12 protein-coding genes are annotated in these 15966 nt (G+C 69.5%); 1 reads left to right on the forward strand and 11 read right to left on the reverse strand.

Going from position 1 to position 15966, the window contains the following annotated elements:
• Positions 1-40 precede the first annotated feature (40 nt).
• The 7 genes from selB to fdnG all read right to left on the reverse strand — a co-directional run bounded on the left by selB (position 41) and on the right by fdnG (position 10149).
• Positions 41-1984 carry a selenocysteine-specific translation elongation factor gene (gene selB / locus AC1DSZ_RS04540; protein ID WP_476837188.1) on the reverse strand — a complete coding sequence of 648 codons (1944 nt, stop codon included), beginning with the start codon at positions 1982-1984 and terminating at the stop codon, positions 41-43.
• Positions 1981-2844, reverse strand: a complete 864-nt coding sequence (locus AC1DSZ_RS04545) for a tetratricopeptide repeat protein (RefSeq protein WP_476837189.1) — start codon at positions 2842-2844, stop codon at positions 1981-1983. Before AC1DSZ_RS04545 ends, selB begins: the two co-directional genes overlap by 4 nt.
• Positions 2844-4259 (reverse strand): L-seryl-tRNA(Sec) selenium transferase, encoded by a 1416-nt coding sequence (gene selA / locus AC1DSZ_RS04550; RefSeq protein WP_476837190.1) that lies wholly within the window; start codon positions 4257-4259, stop codon positions 2844-2846. The genes AC1DSZ_RS04545 and selA overlap by 1 nt, the downstream gene beginning before the upstream one ends.
• Positions 4260-4348: 89 nt before the next feature.
• Complete coding sequence (gene fdhE, locus AC1DSZ_RS04555) at positions 4349-5266, reverse strand: formate dehydrogenase accessory protein FdhE (protein ID WP_476837191.1); 918 nt, start codon at positions 5264-5266, stop codon at positions 4349-4351.
• Between the two features lie 198 nt (positions 5267-5464).
• Positions 5465-6136 (reverse strand): formate dehydrogenase subunit gamma, encoded by a 672-nt coding sequence (locus tag AC1DSZ_RS04560; protein ID WP_476837192.1) that lies wholly within the window; start codon positions 6134-6136, stop codon positions 5465-5467.
• Positions 6137-6167: 31 nt separating this feature from the next.
• Complete coding sequence (gene fdxH / locus AC1DSZ_RS04565) at positions 6168-7055, reverse strand: formate dehydrogenase subunit beta (RefSeq protein WP_476837193.1); 888 nt, start codon at positions 7053-7055, stop codon at positions 6168-6170.
• A 13-nt stretch (positions 7056-7068) separates the two neighbouring features.
• Positions 7069-10149, reverse strand: a complete 3081-nt coding sequence (gene fdnG / locus AC1DSZ_RS04570) for a formate dehydrogenase-N subunit alpha (protein ID WP_476837194.1) — start codon at positions 10147-10149, stop codon at positions 7069-7071.
• A gap of 442 nt (positions 10150-10591) precedes the next feature.
• Between fdnG and AC1DSZ_RS04575 the strand changes: the two genes are divergently transcribed.
• Entirely contained in the window at positions 10592-11818 is a 1227-nt protein-coding gene (locus AC1DSZ_RS04575) for a peptide ABC transporter permease (protein ID WP_476837195.1), read from the forward strand.
• A 19-nt stretch (positions 11819-11837) separates the two neighbouring features.
• Here AC1DSZ_RS04575 and AC1DSZ_RS04580 read toward each other — a convergent pair whose 3' ends face one another.
• The 4 genes from AC1DSZ_RS04580 to AC1DSZ_RS04595 are packed head-to-tail and all read right to left on the reverse strand — an operon-like array spanning position 11838 to position 15833.
• Positions 11838-12857, reverse strand: a complete 1020-nt coding sequence (locus tag AC1DSZ_RS04580; protein WP_476837196.1) for an ABC transporter ATP-binding protein — start codon at positions 12855-12857, stop codon at positions 11838-11840.
• The gene (locus AC1DSZ_RS04585) at positions 12854-13888 is read right to left on the reverse strand and encodes an ABC transporter ATP-binding protein (RefSeq protein WP_476837197.1); all 1035 of its coding nucleotides are present in this window, start codon (positions 13886-13888) and stop codon (positions 12854-12856) included. Before AC1DSZ_RS04585 ends, AC1DSZ_RS04580 begins: the two co-directional genes overlap by 4 nt.
• Complete coding sequence (locus AC1DSZ_RS04590) at positions 13885-14844, reverse strand: ABC transporter permease (protein WP_476837198.1); 960 nt, start codon at positions 14842-14844, stop codon at positions 13885-13887. Before AC1DSZ_RS04590 ends, AC1DSZ_RS04585 begins: the two co-directional genes overlap by 4 nt.
• 11 nt (positions 14845-14855) lie before the next feature.
• On the reverse strand, positions 14856-15833 hold the full coding sequence (locus AC1DSZ_RS04595) for an ABC transporter permease (RefSeq protein WP_476837199.1): 978 nt from the start codon (positions 15831-15833) through the stop codon (positions 14856-14858).
• Between the last annotated feature and the right edge of the window lie 133 nt (positions 15834-15966).

A 15966-nucleotide genomic window follows, 5' to 3' on the forward strand; every position in this document is an offset into this window, starting at 1 on the left:
TTAGCGGAACCTTGGCCGCCGGGGCAGCCCGCATCGGCGATCATGCGGCGGCCCCGAACAGGTCGACGCGGTGTCGGTTGATCCGCCGCAGGTCGCCGCGGCGCATGGTGACCCCGTGGCGGTCGAAGAACTCCAGGATCTGGATCGCGACCTTGCGGCCGTTGTCGAGCCTGTCGCGGAACTGCGCGGCCGTGAACTCGCCCTTCGGGGCGCTCGCCGCGAGCTCGGTCGCGATCGCGACCATCTCGGCGACGGTGGACCGCAGGAAGAAATGGTCGTGCGCGACTTCGTCGACCTCGCCGCGCCGGCCCGTGAGCTTGAAGGTGCGGCGAATGCGGGGCTCCTCCACGTCGAGCAGGCTCGCGATGTCGCGCACCCGGGGCGGGCGGAATCGCTCCTCGCCCTCGATCAACGGCCGAATGCGGGCCCACAGCGCCTCGTCCTCCGGGCTGAGGCGGACCTCGTGGCCGGCGAGGCGCGCCCAGGCGCCCTGCAGGGCGATTTCGGGGGAGCCGGTGGATGGCCGCGCCAGCGCCTGCAGGATGGCGCGAAACAGCGGCGCGGGCAGGCGCGGCTCCAATTGGAGACGCAGCCGCTCGAGGCCGACGCCGACGAGATCGGGGTTGGCCTCGTGCCACGCCGCCAGGGCGGCCAGCAGGCCCTGCTTGAAGGCGCGCGAGACGGCGGGGTCCATCGCGACGGTGTCGTCGCCCACCGGTACGCGCGTCAGCGCCTGCGCGTCCGCGACCCGGACCAGATCGGCGGGCGCGAGGCCATGGTCGCGCGCGAAGGCGCCCAGGGGGACGTGAAACGGCGCGGCGCCCACCAGCGCGGCCAGCGCATCCTCGACGCGCGGATGGGCGAGCGCATCGAGCTGGGCGAGCCGCTCGGGCGTGCGGCGCCGGCGCTCGGGCGCGCGCAGATCGAGCACGCGGCCGCCCCCGATCGTGCGGGTCGCCGACGTGTCGCGGATCACGAAGCGGTCATGCGCGACGGCCGCGATGGGGCGGTCGAGCACGAGCTGGACGCGGCCCGCCTGGCCCGGCCGGATGACGCCGTCGCCCAGCGGCACGATTCGGGCCGCGACCTCGGCGCTGCCGAGATGCAGCCAGACCGGCATCCACAGGCCGACGCCCCTGGGCTCCGTGGGCAGCACGCGCAGCTCCGCGTCGAGCCGCTGCGTCGGCGCATGCAGGCGCGGGTCCATGACGACGTCGCCGCGGCGGATCGCGTCCTTGGCCACGCCCGGGCCCGCGAGGTTGAGGGCGCAGCGATCGCCGGCGCGGCCGCGCTCGGCGGGCCGGTTCTGGGCGTGGATGAAGCGCACGCGGGCGGTGAGGCCCGAGGGGGAGACCACCACCTCGTCGCCGACCGCGACCGAGCCGGCGACCACGGAGCCGGTCACCACCGTGCCGGCGCCCGACAGCGTGAAGCAGCGATCCACCAGGAGGCGGAACAGCCCGGCCTCGCGCCGTAGCGTCGTGACGTTGGCCTCGGCGGCGAGCAGCGCCTCCAGCTCCGGCAGGCCCTGGCGGGTGACGGTGGAGACAGGCGCGATCGGGCTGCCGGCGAGCGCGGCGCCTTCCAGCGCCGCCTCGATCTCGGCCCGAACGGCGGCGAGCCGGGCGGCGTCCACGAGATCGGCCTTGGTGAGCGCCACCACGCCGCGCCGCAGGCCGAGCAGGTCCATGATGGCGAGGTGTTCGCGCGTCTGCGGCATGACGCCGTCATCGGCGGCCACCACCAGCAGCGCGAGATCGATCCCGGTGGCGCCGGCCAGCATGGTGTGGACGAAGCGCTCATGCCCGGGAACGTCGACGAAGCCGATCGCCGAGCCGTCCGGCTGCGGCCAATAGGCGAAGCCGAGGTCGATCGTGATGCCGCGGGCCTTTTCCTCCTTCAGCCGGTCGGGATCGACGCCCGTGATGGCGCGCACCAGCGACGACTTGCCGTGGTCGATGTGCCCGGCCGTGCCGACGATCATGCGGGGGCCCTGTTCGGTTCGAGCAGGGGCTCGCCGGCGAGCAAGGGCTCGCTGGCGAGCAGGGGCTCGCGGGAGCGGCGGTCGGCTTCGGCGAGCTCCTCCTGGGTCAGCGAGGCGAGGACGGCGGCGTGGAAGGGTTCGGCCAGCGGGCTCAGGCTGGCGCGGGCGCGCAGGAGCCATGTCATGGCGGTCACCGGGTTGCGGTTGACGCCCTGGCCGAGATGATAGGCGGCGCCCAGCATGGCTTGCGCGTCCGGCTCGCCGAGCGCGGCGGCGCGGGACCACCAGAGCACGGCCTCGCCGGCGTCCCGCTCAACCCCGATGGCGTTGTGATGCAGCATGCCGAGCCGCGTCATCGCGGTGGGGACGCCCTGCGCGGCGGCCAGCTCGGCGTAGCGGCGCGCCGCGGCGGGGTCAGCCGGCAGGCTCTCGCCTTCCAGCAGCATCCAGGACAGCATGTCCTGCGCCTCGGGGTCGCCCTGCTCGGCGGCGGCCCGGTACCAGCGAACGGCGGCCTCGTCGTCGCGGGCGATGGCCTCGCCCTTGAAGAACAGCGAGGCCAGATTGCGCTGGCCGACCGGGTCGCCGGCCTCGGCCGACAGCGTCAGCCAGCGCTGGGCCAGCGCGCCGTCCGGCGCGACGCCGAGCCCTTCGGCGAAGCAGGCCCCGACATTGTTTTGCGCCCGGGGGACGCCCGCATGCGCGAGCGCCCCCCAGATGTCCAGCGCGGCGGCGTAATCGCCGGCCGCGGCGCTCGCCTGCGCGGCCGCCATGGCGTCGGCGACGCTCTGGTCGTCGCGCACGGGCGCGGGGTCGGGCGGCGCGGCGCGGGCAAGCAGGCGTTTCAGCGTCGCGAACATCAGCGCGGCTCCCCGGCGAGCGCCTGCAGGGTGGCGATGAACGCCGGCTCGTTTTCCAGGCAGCGCAGGTCGAGCAGCAGGCGATCCTCGCTGATGCGGCCGATCACCGGGACCGGCAGGGCGCGCAGGGCGCCCGCGAGAGCGTCCAGCGCCTTGCCGGGGCGCCTGGCGAGCGGCGCGCAGGCGAGGCCGGCGCTCAGCAGGGTGTCGAGCGGCAGGGCGCCGGAGCCGATCTGGCTGGCGCAGTCGATCGGCTCGACGCGCCACGCGCCCGGGGCGAAACGCTCCAGCGCTGATTGGAGGGCGGGCGCGAGCCGGCCGGCGGCCTCGCGCAGGTCGTCGCGGGTGCGGGTGAAGAAACGCAGCGTGGGCAGCATCTCGGGCAGGCGATCAGGATCGCGGTAGAGCCGCAGCGTCGCCTCGAGGGCGGCCAGGCGGAGTTTGTCCAGCCGCATGGCGCGCTTGGCCGGGTGCTTGGCGCAGCGGGCGACGAGGTCGCGGCGGCCGGCGATGAAGCCCACCTGCGGGCCGCCGAGCAGCTTGTCGCCCGAGAAGGTCACAAGGTCGGCGCCGTCGCGCAGGGCGTCCTGCACGGTGCGTTCGCGCCGCAGGCCCCAGCGGGAGAGATCGACCAGCGTGCCGGAGCCGAGATCGTCCACGAAGGGTACGCCACGTTCCCGGCCGAGCGCCGCGAGCTCGCGCTCCGGCACTGTCTTGGTGAAGCCCTGCACGAGGTAGTTGGAGGTGTGCACCCGCATCAGCAACGCCGTGCGCGGGCCGATGGCGTCGGCGTAGTCGGCCAGGTGGGTGCGGTTGGTGGTTCCGACCTCGACCAGCCGGGCGCCGGCGCTCGCCATGATGGCGGGCATGCGGAAGGAGCCGCCAATCTCGATCAGCTCGCCGCGGGACACCAGCGTGTCCTTGCCCTTGGAGAGCGCGGCCAGGACCAGCATCACGGCGGCGGCGTTGTTGTTGACGAGGACGACGTCCTCCGCGCCCGTGAGCTCGCGGACGAGGCCGCGGACGTGGTCGTCACGCTCGCCGCGCCCGCCTGTCGCAAGGTCGTATTCCAGCGTGGTGGCGCTCCGCATGGCGGCGACCACGGCCTCGATGGCGGCCTCCGGCAGCACCGCGCGGCCCAGATTGGTGTGCAGCACCGTGCCGGTGAGGTTGAACACCGGCCGCTGCGACGGCCTGTCGGCGTCCTCCAGCGTGCGCGTCGCCGCAAGCGCGACGGCGGCGGCCTCCACGGGGGCGGCGGGCGCTTGCGCAAAGGCGGCGCGGGCGGCGTCGAGATGCTCGCGCACCCGCGCGGCCGTGGCCGTGCGGCCGAAACGGGCGGCGGCCGCCAGCGCGATTTCGTGGCGGAGCACTTCGTCGACGGACGGCAGGGGCGATCGGATCGGCTTGTTCATGGGTGGGCCGCTCCCTCCGGGAGACCTGGTCGTGGCATCAGGTGATCCCTCACCCGGTCCGGTTCAAGGCGCACGCGGCTTGCCGCGCCTCAAAAACCGAGCAGGAACGGGTTGACGCCGCCCCGGCGCCAGCCGGCCTCGCGCACCAGCATGTCGAGGCCGAGGCTGGCGACGTCGTCCGCGACGGGATCGAGCGCCGGGTCCTTCACCTCGTAGAGGATCTTCAGGTAGCCCCGGCACTCCGTGCAGGTCTCGGCCTTGATGCTGTCGGAGACGCCCTCGATCTCCTCGTAGGAGACGCCCTTGGTGGAGGAGCACAGCACGCATTTCACCCGCACGACATGCCAGCGCGTGGCGCAGAGCGAGCACGCGCAGAAGCGCGCGCCGTGGGCGCTAGGCCAGCCGACCACGGAGCTGGTGACCGGCGGGCCGCCGCAGGCCGGGCAGGCGCCGTCCGCCACCGGAACCAGCCGGTCCTGATCCAGCGTGGCGGCCATGCGGGCGAACTGGACCTGCAGGCCGGCCGCCACGAAGACGTGGTCGCCGAGCCGGTCCGCCAGCGGCGCATCCGCCAGGGTGGCGAAGACGCTCTCGCGCCAATTGTCGGGATTCGCCCCGCTCAGGCGCTCCAGCGCCGCGCGGGCGCTGTCGGGCATGTCGATGGCGGCCGCGAGGTCGAAGAAACGATCCAGCGTGTCGATGGCGGCGTCGTCGCAGTCGAAGCGGTCGCGCGCCAGCGGCGGCATGCCGAATTCGGCGGCGCGGCGGATCTCCTCGTCGGGGAGCGCCGGGGCGGGGCCGAGCCCGTCCTGCGCGGCGTGCTGCGCCTGCGCGATCCCGGCCAGGAACAGGAGATAGGGCTTCATCTGGTGGCCGTCGGCCAGCTTGCGGAAACGCTCGGCGCGGTCGCGAAACAGCGAGCCGGGCGTCGGCAGGACGGCGACGGGCGGGCGCGTCTCGTCGCCGATGCCAATCGGCTCGAAGGTGGGGGATCCGGATTGGGCCATGTGCGGGTGTCTCGCGGCGCTGATGCGCGCCTTTCTGTTTTTCAGGTCGGCAAGTCTGTGATCGAAACGTTCCGGCCGCCAAGCGCGCCGCATCCCCGGCGCGGCCGAGGCCGCGGGAGGAGGAGGCGCGCAAAGCTTCCCTCTCCTCCCGGCCCAGGGCGGGCCGCCGGGGATGACGCTGCGTTTGGCGTCCGCCGGCTATTCGGCCGGCTGCGTCTTCACTTCGCCCTTCTGCACTTCCTCGCGCAGCCACTTGCGGTGGTGGCGCCAGCCCCATCCGCCCGTGACGTTGCCGCGCGTCATGGCCTGGATGGTGCCGCGCACCCAGATCGCCGCGTAGACGTGGACGATCCAGATCAGGATCGTCCCGACGGCGGCGGCGGCGTGCAGCAGCAGCGCCACGCGTTGCTGGTCGATGGAGCTGGCCGCGCCGAAATATTGCTGCCAGATCACCAGCCCGGTGGCGAAGAGCACCAGAATCAGCAGCGCCATGCCCCAGAAGACGAGCTTCTGGCCGGCGTTGTACTTGCCGATCTCGGGCAGCTTCTCCTCGTGGCCGGCGACCACGTCCGGCAGCTTCGACATCCAGGCGCTGTCGTCCCGGTTCCAGAGATTGGCCTTCCAGAACCGGATGAACAGGCCCGAGAAGCTGACGAACAGCAGCACGCCGATCCACGGATGGAGCGTGCGCGCCAGTTGCCCGCCGCCGAACAGGCCGGTGAGGAAATAGAGGCTCGGCGTGAAGAACGCCAAGCCCGAGAGCGCCAGCAGGATGAAGCTGATGGCCGTCACCCAGTGGTTGATGCGGGCGCCCGCCGCGTAGCGGTCGACCAGCACCGGTTTATCCTGCGTGGAAGATACGGACGCCATCATGCGCCTCCTTCCGGTTTCGCGTGCGCCATCAGGCTTTCTCCTTCAGGCGCACGGCGTTTTCCTCGTCCTCGCTGCTGACCTTGTTGGGGCCCGCCACCATGTGGTGGACCGCAGCGCCCACGGCCGCGAGGCCGATGAATGCGAGGCCGGCATATTTGGCGACGCCCTTCCAGAGCTCCACCACGGCCGAGATCTTCGGCGCGTCCGGCAGGCCCGCATAGAGCGAGGGCCGGTCGTTGTGATGCAGCACGTACATGACGTGCGTGCCGCTCACGCCCGGAGGATCATAGAGGCCCGCATTGGCGTAGCCGCGGCCCTTGAGGTCCTTGATGCGCTTGTCGGCGAGGTCCTTCATCTCCTGCTTGGTTCCGAAGGAGATCGCCTTGGTGGGGCAGGCCTTGGCGCAGGCCGGTCCCTGGCCCACCGCGACGCGGTCGGAGCAGAGCGTGCACTTGTAGGCCTTGTGATCGGCCTTGGAGATGCGCGGAATGTTGAAGGGGCAGCCCTTCACGCAGTAGCCGCAGCCGATGCACTTGTCGTGGTCGAAATCCACGATGCCGTTGGAGTACTGCACGATCGCGCCGGGGGCCGGGCAGGCCTTGAGGCAGCCCGGGTCGGAGCAGTGCATGCAGCCGTCCTTGCGGATCAGGAATTCGAGATTGCCGGTGGCGGCGTTCTCCCATTCGGTGAACCGCATGACGGTGAACGAGGCCGGCGTCAGGTCGTGCGGGTTGTTGAGCGTGCCGTCGTTGAAGCCGACCTCCTCGCGAAGGTCGTTCCACTCCAGGCACGCCGCCTGGCAGGCCTTGCAGCCGATGCACTTCGAGACGTCGATGAGCTTGGCGATCTCCTGGGCCCCCGGCTGAAAAGCCGGGGAGGAGGAGGCCGAGCGGCGGACGAGTTCCATGGTCGCCATGAGCGCGCCTCCCTTAAGCCACTGGACCGGGGATGGACTCGACGTTCACCAGAAACGCCTTGAACTCCGGCGTCTCGATGTTCGCGTCGCCCACGAACGGGGTGAGGCTGTTGGGCCCCATCCCCTTCCTGGCTGCTCCCAGGAAGCCCCAGTGGATCGGGATGCCGACGATATGGACGGTCTTGCCGTCGCAAATCATCGGCTTGATGCGCTTGGTGACGACCGCCTTGGCCTCGATCTGGCCGCGCTTGGACGACACCTTCACCCAGCCGCCGGGCTTGATGCCCTTTTCGGCCGCGAGCTGCTCGGAGATCTCGACGAAGAACTCCGGCTGCAGCACCGCGTTCACCTGCACGTGCTTCGTCCAGTAATGGAAGTGCTCGGTCAGGCGATAGCTGGTGGCCGCGTAGGGGAACTCCTTCGAGCCGTTCTCGGCCATGTTGTCGAGGTCGCCCTTGAACACGCGCGCGACCGGGTTGCCCTTGATCTTGGGGTTGATGGGGTTGTTGATCGGGCTCTCGAACGGCTCGTAATGGACCGGGAACGGCCCATCACGCATGCCGGCGCGCACCCAGAGCTTGCCCACGCCCTCCTGGTTCATGATGAACGGCATCACGGTTCCGGGCTTCGCCGTGGGGGCGATGTCCGGGATGTCGTTGCCGGCCCACTTGGCGCCGTCCCAGGCGATGAGCTTGCGGCTCGGATCCCAGGGCTGCCCCTCCAGGTTCGCCGACGCGCGGTTGTAGAGCACGCGGCGATTGGCCGGCCACGCGAAGGCCCAGTTAAGATAGGCCCCCATGTCGCCCGGGTCCTTGTTGTCCCGGCGCGCCATCATGTTGCCGGCCTCGGGGAACGAGCCCGAATAGATCCAGCAGCCGCAAGCCGTGGAGCCGTCGTCGCGGAGAGCCGCGAAGGCGGGCACCTGCTTGCCCTTCTGGAGGATCAGCTTCGTGCTGTCCGTCGGGTCCGGCACGTCGGCCAGCACATAGCCGTTGACCTCGCGCGCGATCTCGTCGGGCTGCGGGTCGTTCGGGTCCTTGTAGTTCCAGACCAGGTTGACGATCGGGTCCGGGAAGGCGCCGCCGTCTTTCCGATAGGCGTCCTTCAGCCGCTTGTGCAGCTGCGCCATGATCCAGACGTCCGACTTGGCCTCGCCCGGCGCGTCCGCGCCCGGCCAATGCCACTGCAGCCAGCGCGAGGAATTGGTCAGCGAGCCCTCGTCCTCCGCGAAGCAGGTCGAGGGAAGCTGGAACACCTCGGTCTGGATGGAGGCCGTGTCGACCTCGTTGTACTTGCCGTGGTTCTCCCAGAAGCGGGACGTTTCCGTCTCCAGGGGATCCATGGTGACGAGCCATTTCAGCTTCGACAGGGCGGCCGTGACCTTGCCGCGGTCCGGGAAGGACAGCAGCGGGTTGAAGCCCTGGCAGAAATAGCCGGTCATCTTGCCCTGGTGCATCAGGTCGAAGGCCCTGAGCACGTCATAGGTGACGTCGAGCTTCGGCAGCCAGTCATAGGCCCAGTCGTTCTCGGCCGTGGCGGCCGCCCCGTACATGGACTTCTGGAAGCTGACGAAGAACTTCTTGTAGTTCTGCCAGAAGCTCGTCTGGTCCGGCCGCAGGGGCTTGAACAGGCGGGTCTGCATGTAGTTGCCGAAGCTGGTCTCCTTTTCGGAGGGCAGCGTCAGGTAGCCGGGGATCAGGTTCGACATCAGGCCGATGTCGGTCAGTCCCTGGATGTTGGAATGGCCGCGCAGGGCGTTCATGCCGCCGCCCGCCAGTCCCATGTTGCCCAGGAGGAGCTGCAGCATCGCCATGCAGCGGATATTCTGCGAGCCCTTGGAGTGCTGCGTCCAGCCGAGCGCGTACATGGACGTCATCACCTTGTCGGGCGAAGACGTCTCGGAGATCATCTTGGCGATCGTCAGGAACTTGTCCTTCGGGGTGCCGCAGATGCGCTCCACGAACTCGGGCGTGTACTGCGCGACGTGCTCCTTCATCAGGTTGTACACGCAGCGCGGATGCTGGAGCGTCGTGTCCGTGACAGCGAAGCCGTCCGGACCGAGCTCGTAGTCCCAGCTCGAGCGGTCGTAGTCGCGCTTGCTCTCGTCATAGCCGGAGAACAGGCCGTCCTTGTAGCCGTAGCCTTCCTTCACGACGAGCGACGCGTTCGTGTAGTTGGCGACGTATTCCTTCTGCACCTTGCCGGTCTGAAGGCAATAGTTGATCACGCCCAGCAGGAACGCGATGTCGGTGCCCTGGCGGATCGGCGCGTAGAAGTCGGCGACGGAGGCCGAGCGCGTGAAGCGCGGGTCCACGACGATGAGCTTGGCGCCCCGGTTGGCTTTCGCCTCCGTGACCCATTTGAAGCCGCAGGGGTGAGCCTCGGCGGCGTTCCCGCCCATGATCAGGACGAGATCGGTGTTCTTGATGTCAGTCCACGAGTTGGTCATCGCTCCGCGGCCAAATGTCGGGGCAAGACTTGCCACCGTCGGGCCGTGTCAAACGCGAGCCTGGTTGTCGAAGACCAACATGCCGGCGCTGCGCACGACCTTGTAGGTCATGAACGCCGTTTCGTTCGTGGTTGCGGAGGCGGCCAGGAAGCCGACGGAGGTCCAGCGGTTGACCGTGACCCCGTCCTTGTTCTTGGCGACGAAGTTGCGGTCGCGGTCTTCCTTCATGAGCTGCGCGATGCGATCGAGCGCGAACTCCCAGGAAACCTGCTTGAACTCCTTCGCGCCGGGCGCCCGGTGCATCGGGAACTTCGTGCGCGTTTCGGCCTTCACGAAGTCGAGCAGCGCCGCGCCCTTGGGGCAGAGCGTGCCGCGGTTGGTCGGGTGATCGACGTCACCCTCGATGTGCATGATCTTCCGCTTGCCGTCCTGCTTGGACGCTTCGGAATACATGATGATGCCGCAGCCCACCGAGCAGTACGGGCAAGTGTTGCGGGTTTCAGTCGTGTTGGTGAGCTTGAACGGACGGATCGACGAGGCCACGGCCTCCTCGACGCCCATGAAGCCCAAAGCCCCCATGGCTGAACCGGCAACGCTCGCGCCTGCTCCTTTCAGGAACTGACGGCGAGAGACTTCGCCGAGCATGTCGCTTCTCCTCCTCACCCGCCTTGCGGCGGGGCCCTTTTCGGGATGCGAGCATTAAATCCGAAGCGCGATAAATGTCAAAGTGTCTGCATTGTGCGTTGCAGCATCAATCCACATCGTTGCATGGGTGAAATCGGGTTCGATCTTGAATAAAAACGACGGCGGTTACGACATCTTGGATTTACGACGTACGCGAATGTATCGTCGTCTGCCGGGTAAGCTCTCGGACAACCATCCGGGTCTTTCGAACACCGGTTTTCTTTGTCCGGATCTCGGCGTGGCTTGATGCGGCGCGCAGATTAAGCTGCCGCCGACGCAAAGCTTGGCGAACAGGGCCACGAAGAACCTCCCGGGTGTGGCTTGCGGCCCACAGCCGCAGGCGGATGCAACCGCTAAGCTCGCGGGTCTCGATCAGCCCCTCCCCAGCCCCCTCGCACCGCCTATGGCCCGCATCGCCCGCACCTCCGTGAATCCGGCCGTTGACGCGGCGGGTCTCCTGCGCCGATTCGGCTTCGCCATCCTGGTGCTGGCCGCCCCGGTGCTTGCCGTGAGCACGCGCCGCGGCCTCGTGGTGGCGGCCCCGATCGGCATCGCCCTGATGGTTCTGGCGAGCGCGATCGAGAGCGAGGGACGCCAGCCCTGGGCGCGGGCCGGAAAGGCCCTGCTCAGCGTCACGGCCGGGATCGCGGCGTTTCTGGCGTTCTGGGCGGGGCTGTCCCTCCTGTGGACGCCATTTCCGGGGCCGGCGGCCGAGCGAATCATGAACTTGACGCTGGTTGGCCTCTCCGGCGTGGTGGCGGTGGCGGCGCTGCCCGAGCGCATGCGCGTCTCCAACCTCTACCTGATGCCGATCGGCGTCGGCGCCGCGGCCCTGGTGGGGCTCGCGATCGCCTGGCGGGCGCTGTCGGGCCGCAGCCCGGATCCCGAGATGGACCGGGCCCTGATCGAGCGCGGCCTGCTCGTGATCGTGCTCGCCACGCCGGCGGCCGTGACGTGGCTGCTGTCGAAGGACCGCCTCATCTCGGGCTTCACCCTGGTGGCGGCCGTCACGGCGGCGCTGATCCTGGGCGAAAACCTGTCCGCGCTGGCGGCGCTGGTGCTGGGCGCCTGCGTGTTCGCGGGCGCCACCGTGAACCAGCGCATCGGGCGGCGAATGACGCTGCTGCTGCTGCCGGGGCTGGTCGTGGTCGCGCCGCTGGTCCCCTTCGCGCTCAGGCCGCTGGCCAAGATGCTGTTCGGGGTGGACTCGGCCCGGGCGGACGCCATGCGGGCCTGGTGCAACATCGTCCTGAACGAGCCGCTGCGGCTCGTCACCGGCCATGGGCTCGACACGGCGCTGCGGGCCAAGCTCGCCGGGCTGGTGCCCAACAACGCGCCCAGCGGCCTCCTGTTCGAGATCTGGTTCGAACTCGGCTTCCTCGGGGCCGCCGCGCTGGCGCTTTTGCTGGCCCGGGCCGTGGTGGCGACCAAGCGCCTGTCGCCCAGCGTCTCGCCCGGCGCGCTGATGACGCTCACGGTGGCGTTCACGCTCGCGGCGCTGGGCCAGGGCGCCGCGCAGGCGTGGTGGCTGATGTCGCTTGTTCTTGGCGCCGTGGCGATCATCGCGGTGGATCGCGGGCAATACCGCACCAGCCGGCCGAAGACGCAGATCCTCCAGACCCGGCGCTGAGGCGCCAAGGCCCGGCGGATCAGATCGCCGCGACCTCGGGCATGTCCTGCGGATCCGCCCTGCCCTCGTGCACGGCGTGGCAGGCCGTGCCGTCCACCAACGGCGGGACCTCGCGGCGGCAGCGATCGTTGGCGAGCGCGCAGCGCGGGTTGAAGGTGCAGCCGGAGGGCGGCGAGATCGGGTTCGGGATCTCGCCCTGCACGGGCGTGCGCGGCCGGCCCGACATCGCGAGATCCGGCACGGCGTCCAGCAGCATGCGCGTATAGGGGTGGCGCGGGTGCGAGAAGAGCTGCCGGGCGGGCGCGACCTCGACCACGCGGCCGAGATACATCACCCCGATGGTCGCCGCCATGTGGCGCACCACCGCGAGATTGTGGCTGATGAACAGGTAGGTGAGCCCCAGGCGCTCCTGCAGGTCCTTCATGAGGTTGAGGATCTGCGCCTGCACGGAGACGTCCAGCGCCGAGGTGGGCTCGTCGCAGACGATGAAGTCGGCCTCGGCGGCGAGCGCCCGCGCGATCGCGATACGCTGGCGCTGGCCGCCCGAGAACTCGTGCGGAAACTTGGCCGCGTCGGCCGGATCGAGCCCGACCAGCCGCAGGAGCTCGCCGACGCGGTTCTCGACGCCCTGCTCCTTCGCGAGCCCGAAGGCCCGGATGGGCTCGGCTATGATGCGCCCCACGCGCCAGCGCGGATCGAGGCTGGCGTAGGGATCCTGGAAGATCATCTGGATGCGGCGGCGCAGCTTCTTGCGGGCGGCGGCGTCCTTGGCGGCCGTCATCGAGACGCCGTCGATCACCACCTCGCCGGCGCTGGGCGGCAGCAGGCCCACCACCATGCGGGCGACCGTGGACTTGCCGGAACCGGATTCGCCCACCAGCGCGAAGGTTTCGCCGCGCCGGATGCCGATCGTCACGCCGTCGACGGCCTTGAGGTACTGGTGGCCCTCCCGCGCCAGCGTGCGCTCGAGCCAGGGCTTGGAGACGTCGAACACGCGACGCAGGTCGCGGATGTCGACGAAACGCGCGTCGTCGCTCATGCGTGGCTCCTCGCCACGGCGGCCGCGACCTTGTCGCGCTGCACCAGCGCCTCCGCGTCGACGCCAGGCTCGTCATACAAGTGGCACGCCACCGCGTGCGGGCCGCGCGCGATGAGGTCGGGCCGCTCGACGCGGCAGCGCTCATGCACGTGCGGGCAGCGCGGGTTGAACGCGCAGCCGCTCGGGATGCTGGTGAGCCGCGGCATCGAACCCGGGATCTGCACCAGGCGCTCGCTCGCGGTCTCCAGCGTCGGGATGGAGCCCATCAGGCCGGCCGCATAGGGGTGGAAGGGGCGGCTGACAACGTCGCGCACGGGGCCGATCTCGGCGACGCGCCCGGCATACATCACGGCGACCCGGTCGGCCGTTTCGGCGATGACGCCCATGTCGTGCGTGATCAGCATCACGGCCGTGCCACGCTCGCGGCAGATGCGCTTCAGGAGCGTGATGATCTGCGCCTGCACAGAGACGTCCAGCGCCGTGGTGGGCTCGTCCGCGATCACGAGCTCGGGCTCGGCGCAGAGCGCGAGAGCGAGCACGACGCGCTGGCGCATGCCGCCTGAGAACTCATGTGGATAGCCGTCGATGCGCCGCTCCGGCGCCGGGATGCCGACCTCGGCGAGGAGCTCGATGGCGCGGTCGCGCGCCTGCGCGGCGTTGAGCGGCAGGTGGGTGCGGATGGTCTGCACCAGTTGCTCGCCGACGCGATAGAGCGGGTTCAGGCTCGTCAGCGGATCCTGGAACACCATGCCGATGCGCTTGCCGCGAATGTGGCGCAGCCGCTCGGGCGAGAGATTGTCGATGCGCTCGCCCTTGAGCAGCACCTCGCCGGAGGCGATGCGGCCCGGCGGCTCGATCAGGCCTATCACGGCCGAGCCGGTGACGGACTTGCCGGCGCCGGATTCGCCGACGACGCCCAGCACCTCGCCCTTGCCGATGTCGAAGGAGACGCGGTCCAGCGCACGTAGCACGCCGCGGCGGGTGACGAACTCGACGCAGAGGTCGCGAACGGAAAGAACGGGCTCTGTCATCGCAATTTCGGGTTCAGGGCGTCGCGCAGCCAGTCGCCCAGCAGGTTCACGGCCAGCACGAAGATCGCCAGCGTGAGGCCCGGGAAGGCGACGATCCACCACTCCCCGGAGAACAGGAAGTCGTTGCCGATGCGGATCAGCGTGCCGAGCGAAGGCTGTGTCGGCGGCAGGCCGACGCCGAGGAAGGACAGCGTCGCCTCCGTGATGATGGCGAGCGCGAGGTTGATGGTGAGGATCACCAGCACGGGGCCGATGACGTTGGGCAGCACGTGGCGGATCATGATCAGCCAGGCGGGCACGCCCATGAGGCGGGCGGCGTGCACGTAGTCCTTGTTTTTCTCCACCATGGTCGAGCCCCGGATCGTGCGGGCGTACTGCACCCAGAACGACAGGCCGATGGATATCACCAGCACGCTGAAGGCGGTCTGCTCGCGGCCCAGACCCTGGAACACCGAGCGGACCACGCCGTCGATCACCAGCGCGATCAGGATGGCCGGGAAGGTGAGCTGGATGTCGGCGACGCGCATGATCAGCGCGTCGACGCGCCCGCCCACGTATCCGGCCAGCAGGCCAAGGCCGATGCCGAGCGTCGCCGCGATGATCACGCCGACGATGCCGATGATCAGCGACACGCGCATGCCGTAGAGGATCGCCGACCAGAGATCGCGGCCCTGGTTGTCGGTGCCGAGCAGGAATCGGGTGTCGCCGCCCTCGATCCATCGCGGAGGATAGAGCGAGTTCATCAGGTCGACGCTGGCGGGATCGAACGGGTTGGTGGGGGCGATCCAGGTGGCGAGCAGCGCGCCCAGGATCATCGCCACGCTGATGAAGGCCGACACCATGGTGAGCTTGGACGACAGGAAGCTCGCCAGGAGGTCGGAATCGCGGAAGCGCGCGAAGCGGCCGGGCGGGCTGGGCTTGGCGGCTGCAGGCTCGGGCGCCGGGGGAGTGGTCATGATGTCCGCCATCAGGCCGCCTGCATGTTGGCGCGCAGCCGCGGATCGACCACCGCGTAGAGGATGTCGACCACGAGGTTCACGACCACGAAAATGAAGGACACCAGCAGCAGGTATGCGGCCATGACGGGGATGTCGACGTTTTGTACGGCGCCGAGAAACAGCGCGCCCATGCCGGGCCACTGGAACACGTATTCGGTAATCAGCGCGAACGCGATGATGGAGCCGAGCTGCAGGCCCGCGATGGTGATCACCGGCACCAGCGTGTTCTTGAGCGCATGGCCGAAATGGATGGCGCGATCGGACAGGCCGCGAGCGCGTGCGAACTTGATGTAGTCGGTGCGCAGCACCTCTAGCATCTCGGCCCGGACGAGGCGCATGATCAGCGTCATCTGGAACAGGCCGAGCGTGATGGCGGGCAGGATCAGCGCCTTGATGCCGCTGACGGTGAGCAGGCCCGTGCTCCACCAGCCGAGATTGACGACCTGGCCGCGCCCGAAGGACGGCAGCCAGCCCAGATGCACGGAGAAGATCCAGCGCAGCAGGATGGCGATCAGGAAGGTGGGGAGCGAGACGCCGATCAGCGACACGCTCATGAACACGCCGGACAGGAAGGAGCCCCGCCGCAGCGCCGTGTAGACGCCCATCGGGATTCCGACCACCAGCGACAGCAGCGCCGCCATGAAGGTGAGCTCGAGGGTGGCGGGCATGCGCTCGCCGATCAGCGTCGAGACCGGCTGGCGGAACTGGTAGGAGATCCCGAAGTCGAAGCGCGCAGCCTTCACGAGGTAGCGGCCGAACTGCACCACCGACGGGTCGTCGAGGCCGAGATCCTTGCGGATCTGCTGGCGCTGCTCGAACGGCGTGTCGATGGAGACGATCTGGTTCACGGGGTCGCCGACGAGGCGAAACAGCGCGAACGCGATGACGCCGACGCACAAGAGCACCAGCGCGGACTGAAACAAGCGACGCAGGATAAACGCGAGCATGGGCCTCTTTCGGGCGACGCCGGGCGAAACGGGCGCACATGGCGCCGGGACGGGGCCGGGCGCAACGCGCTATCGGCCGCAGGGCGGACATGCCCCGCCGAGGGAGCGCCGGCCCGTCGCTCTATCAATGCGA

This window comes from Alsobacter sp. P4_H11 (assembly GCF_056400925.1).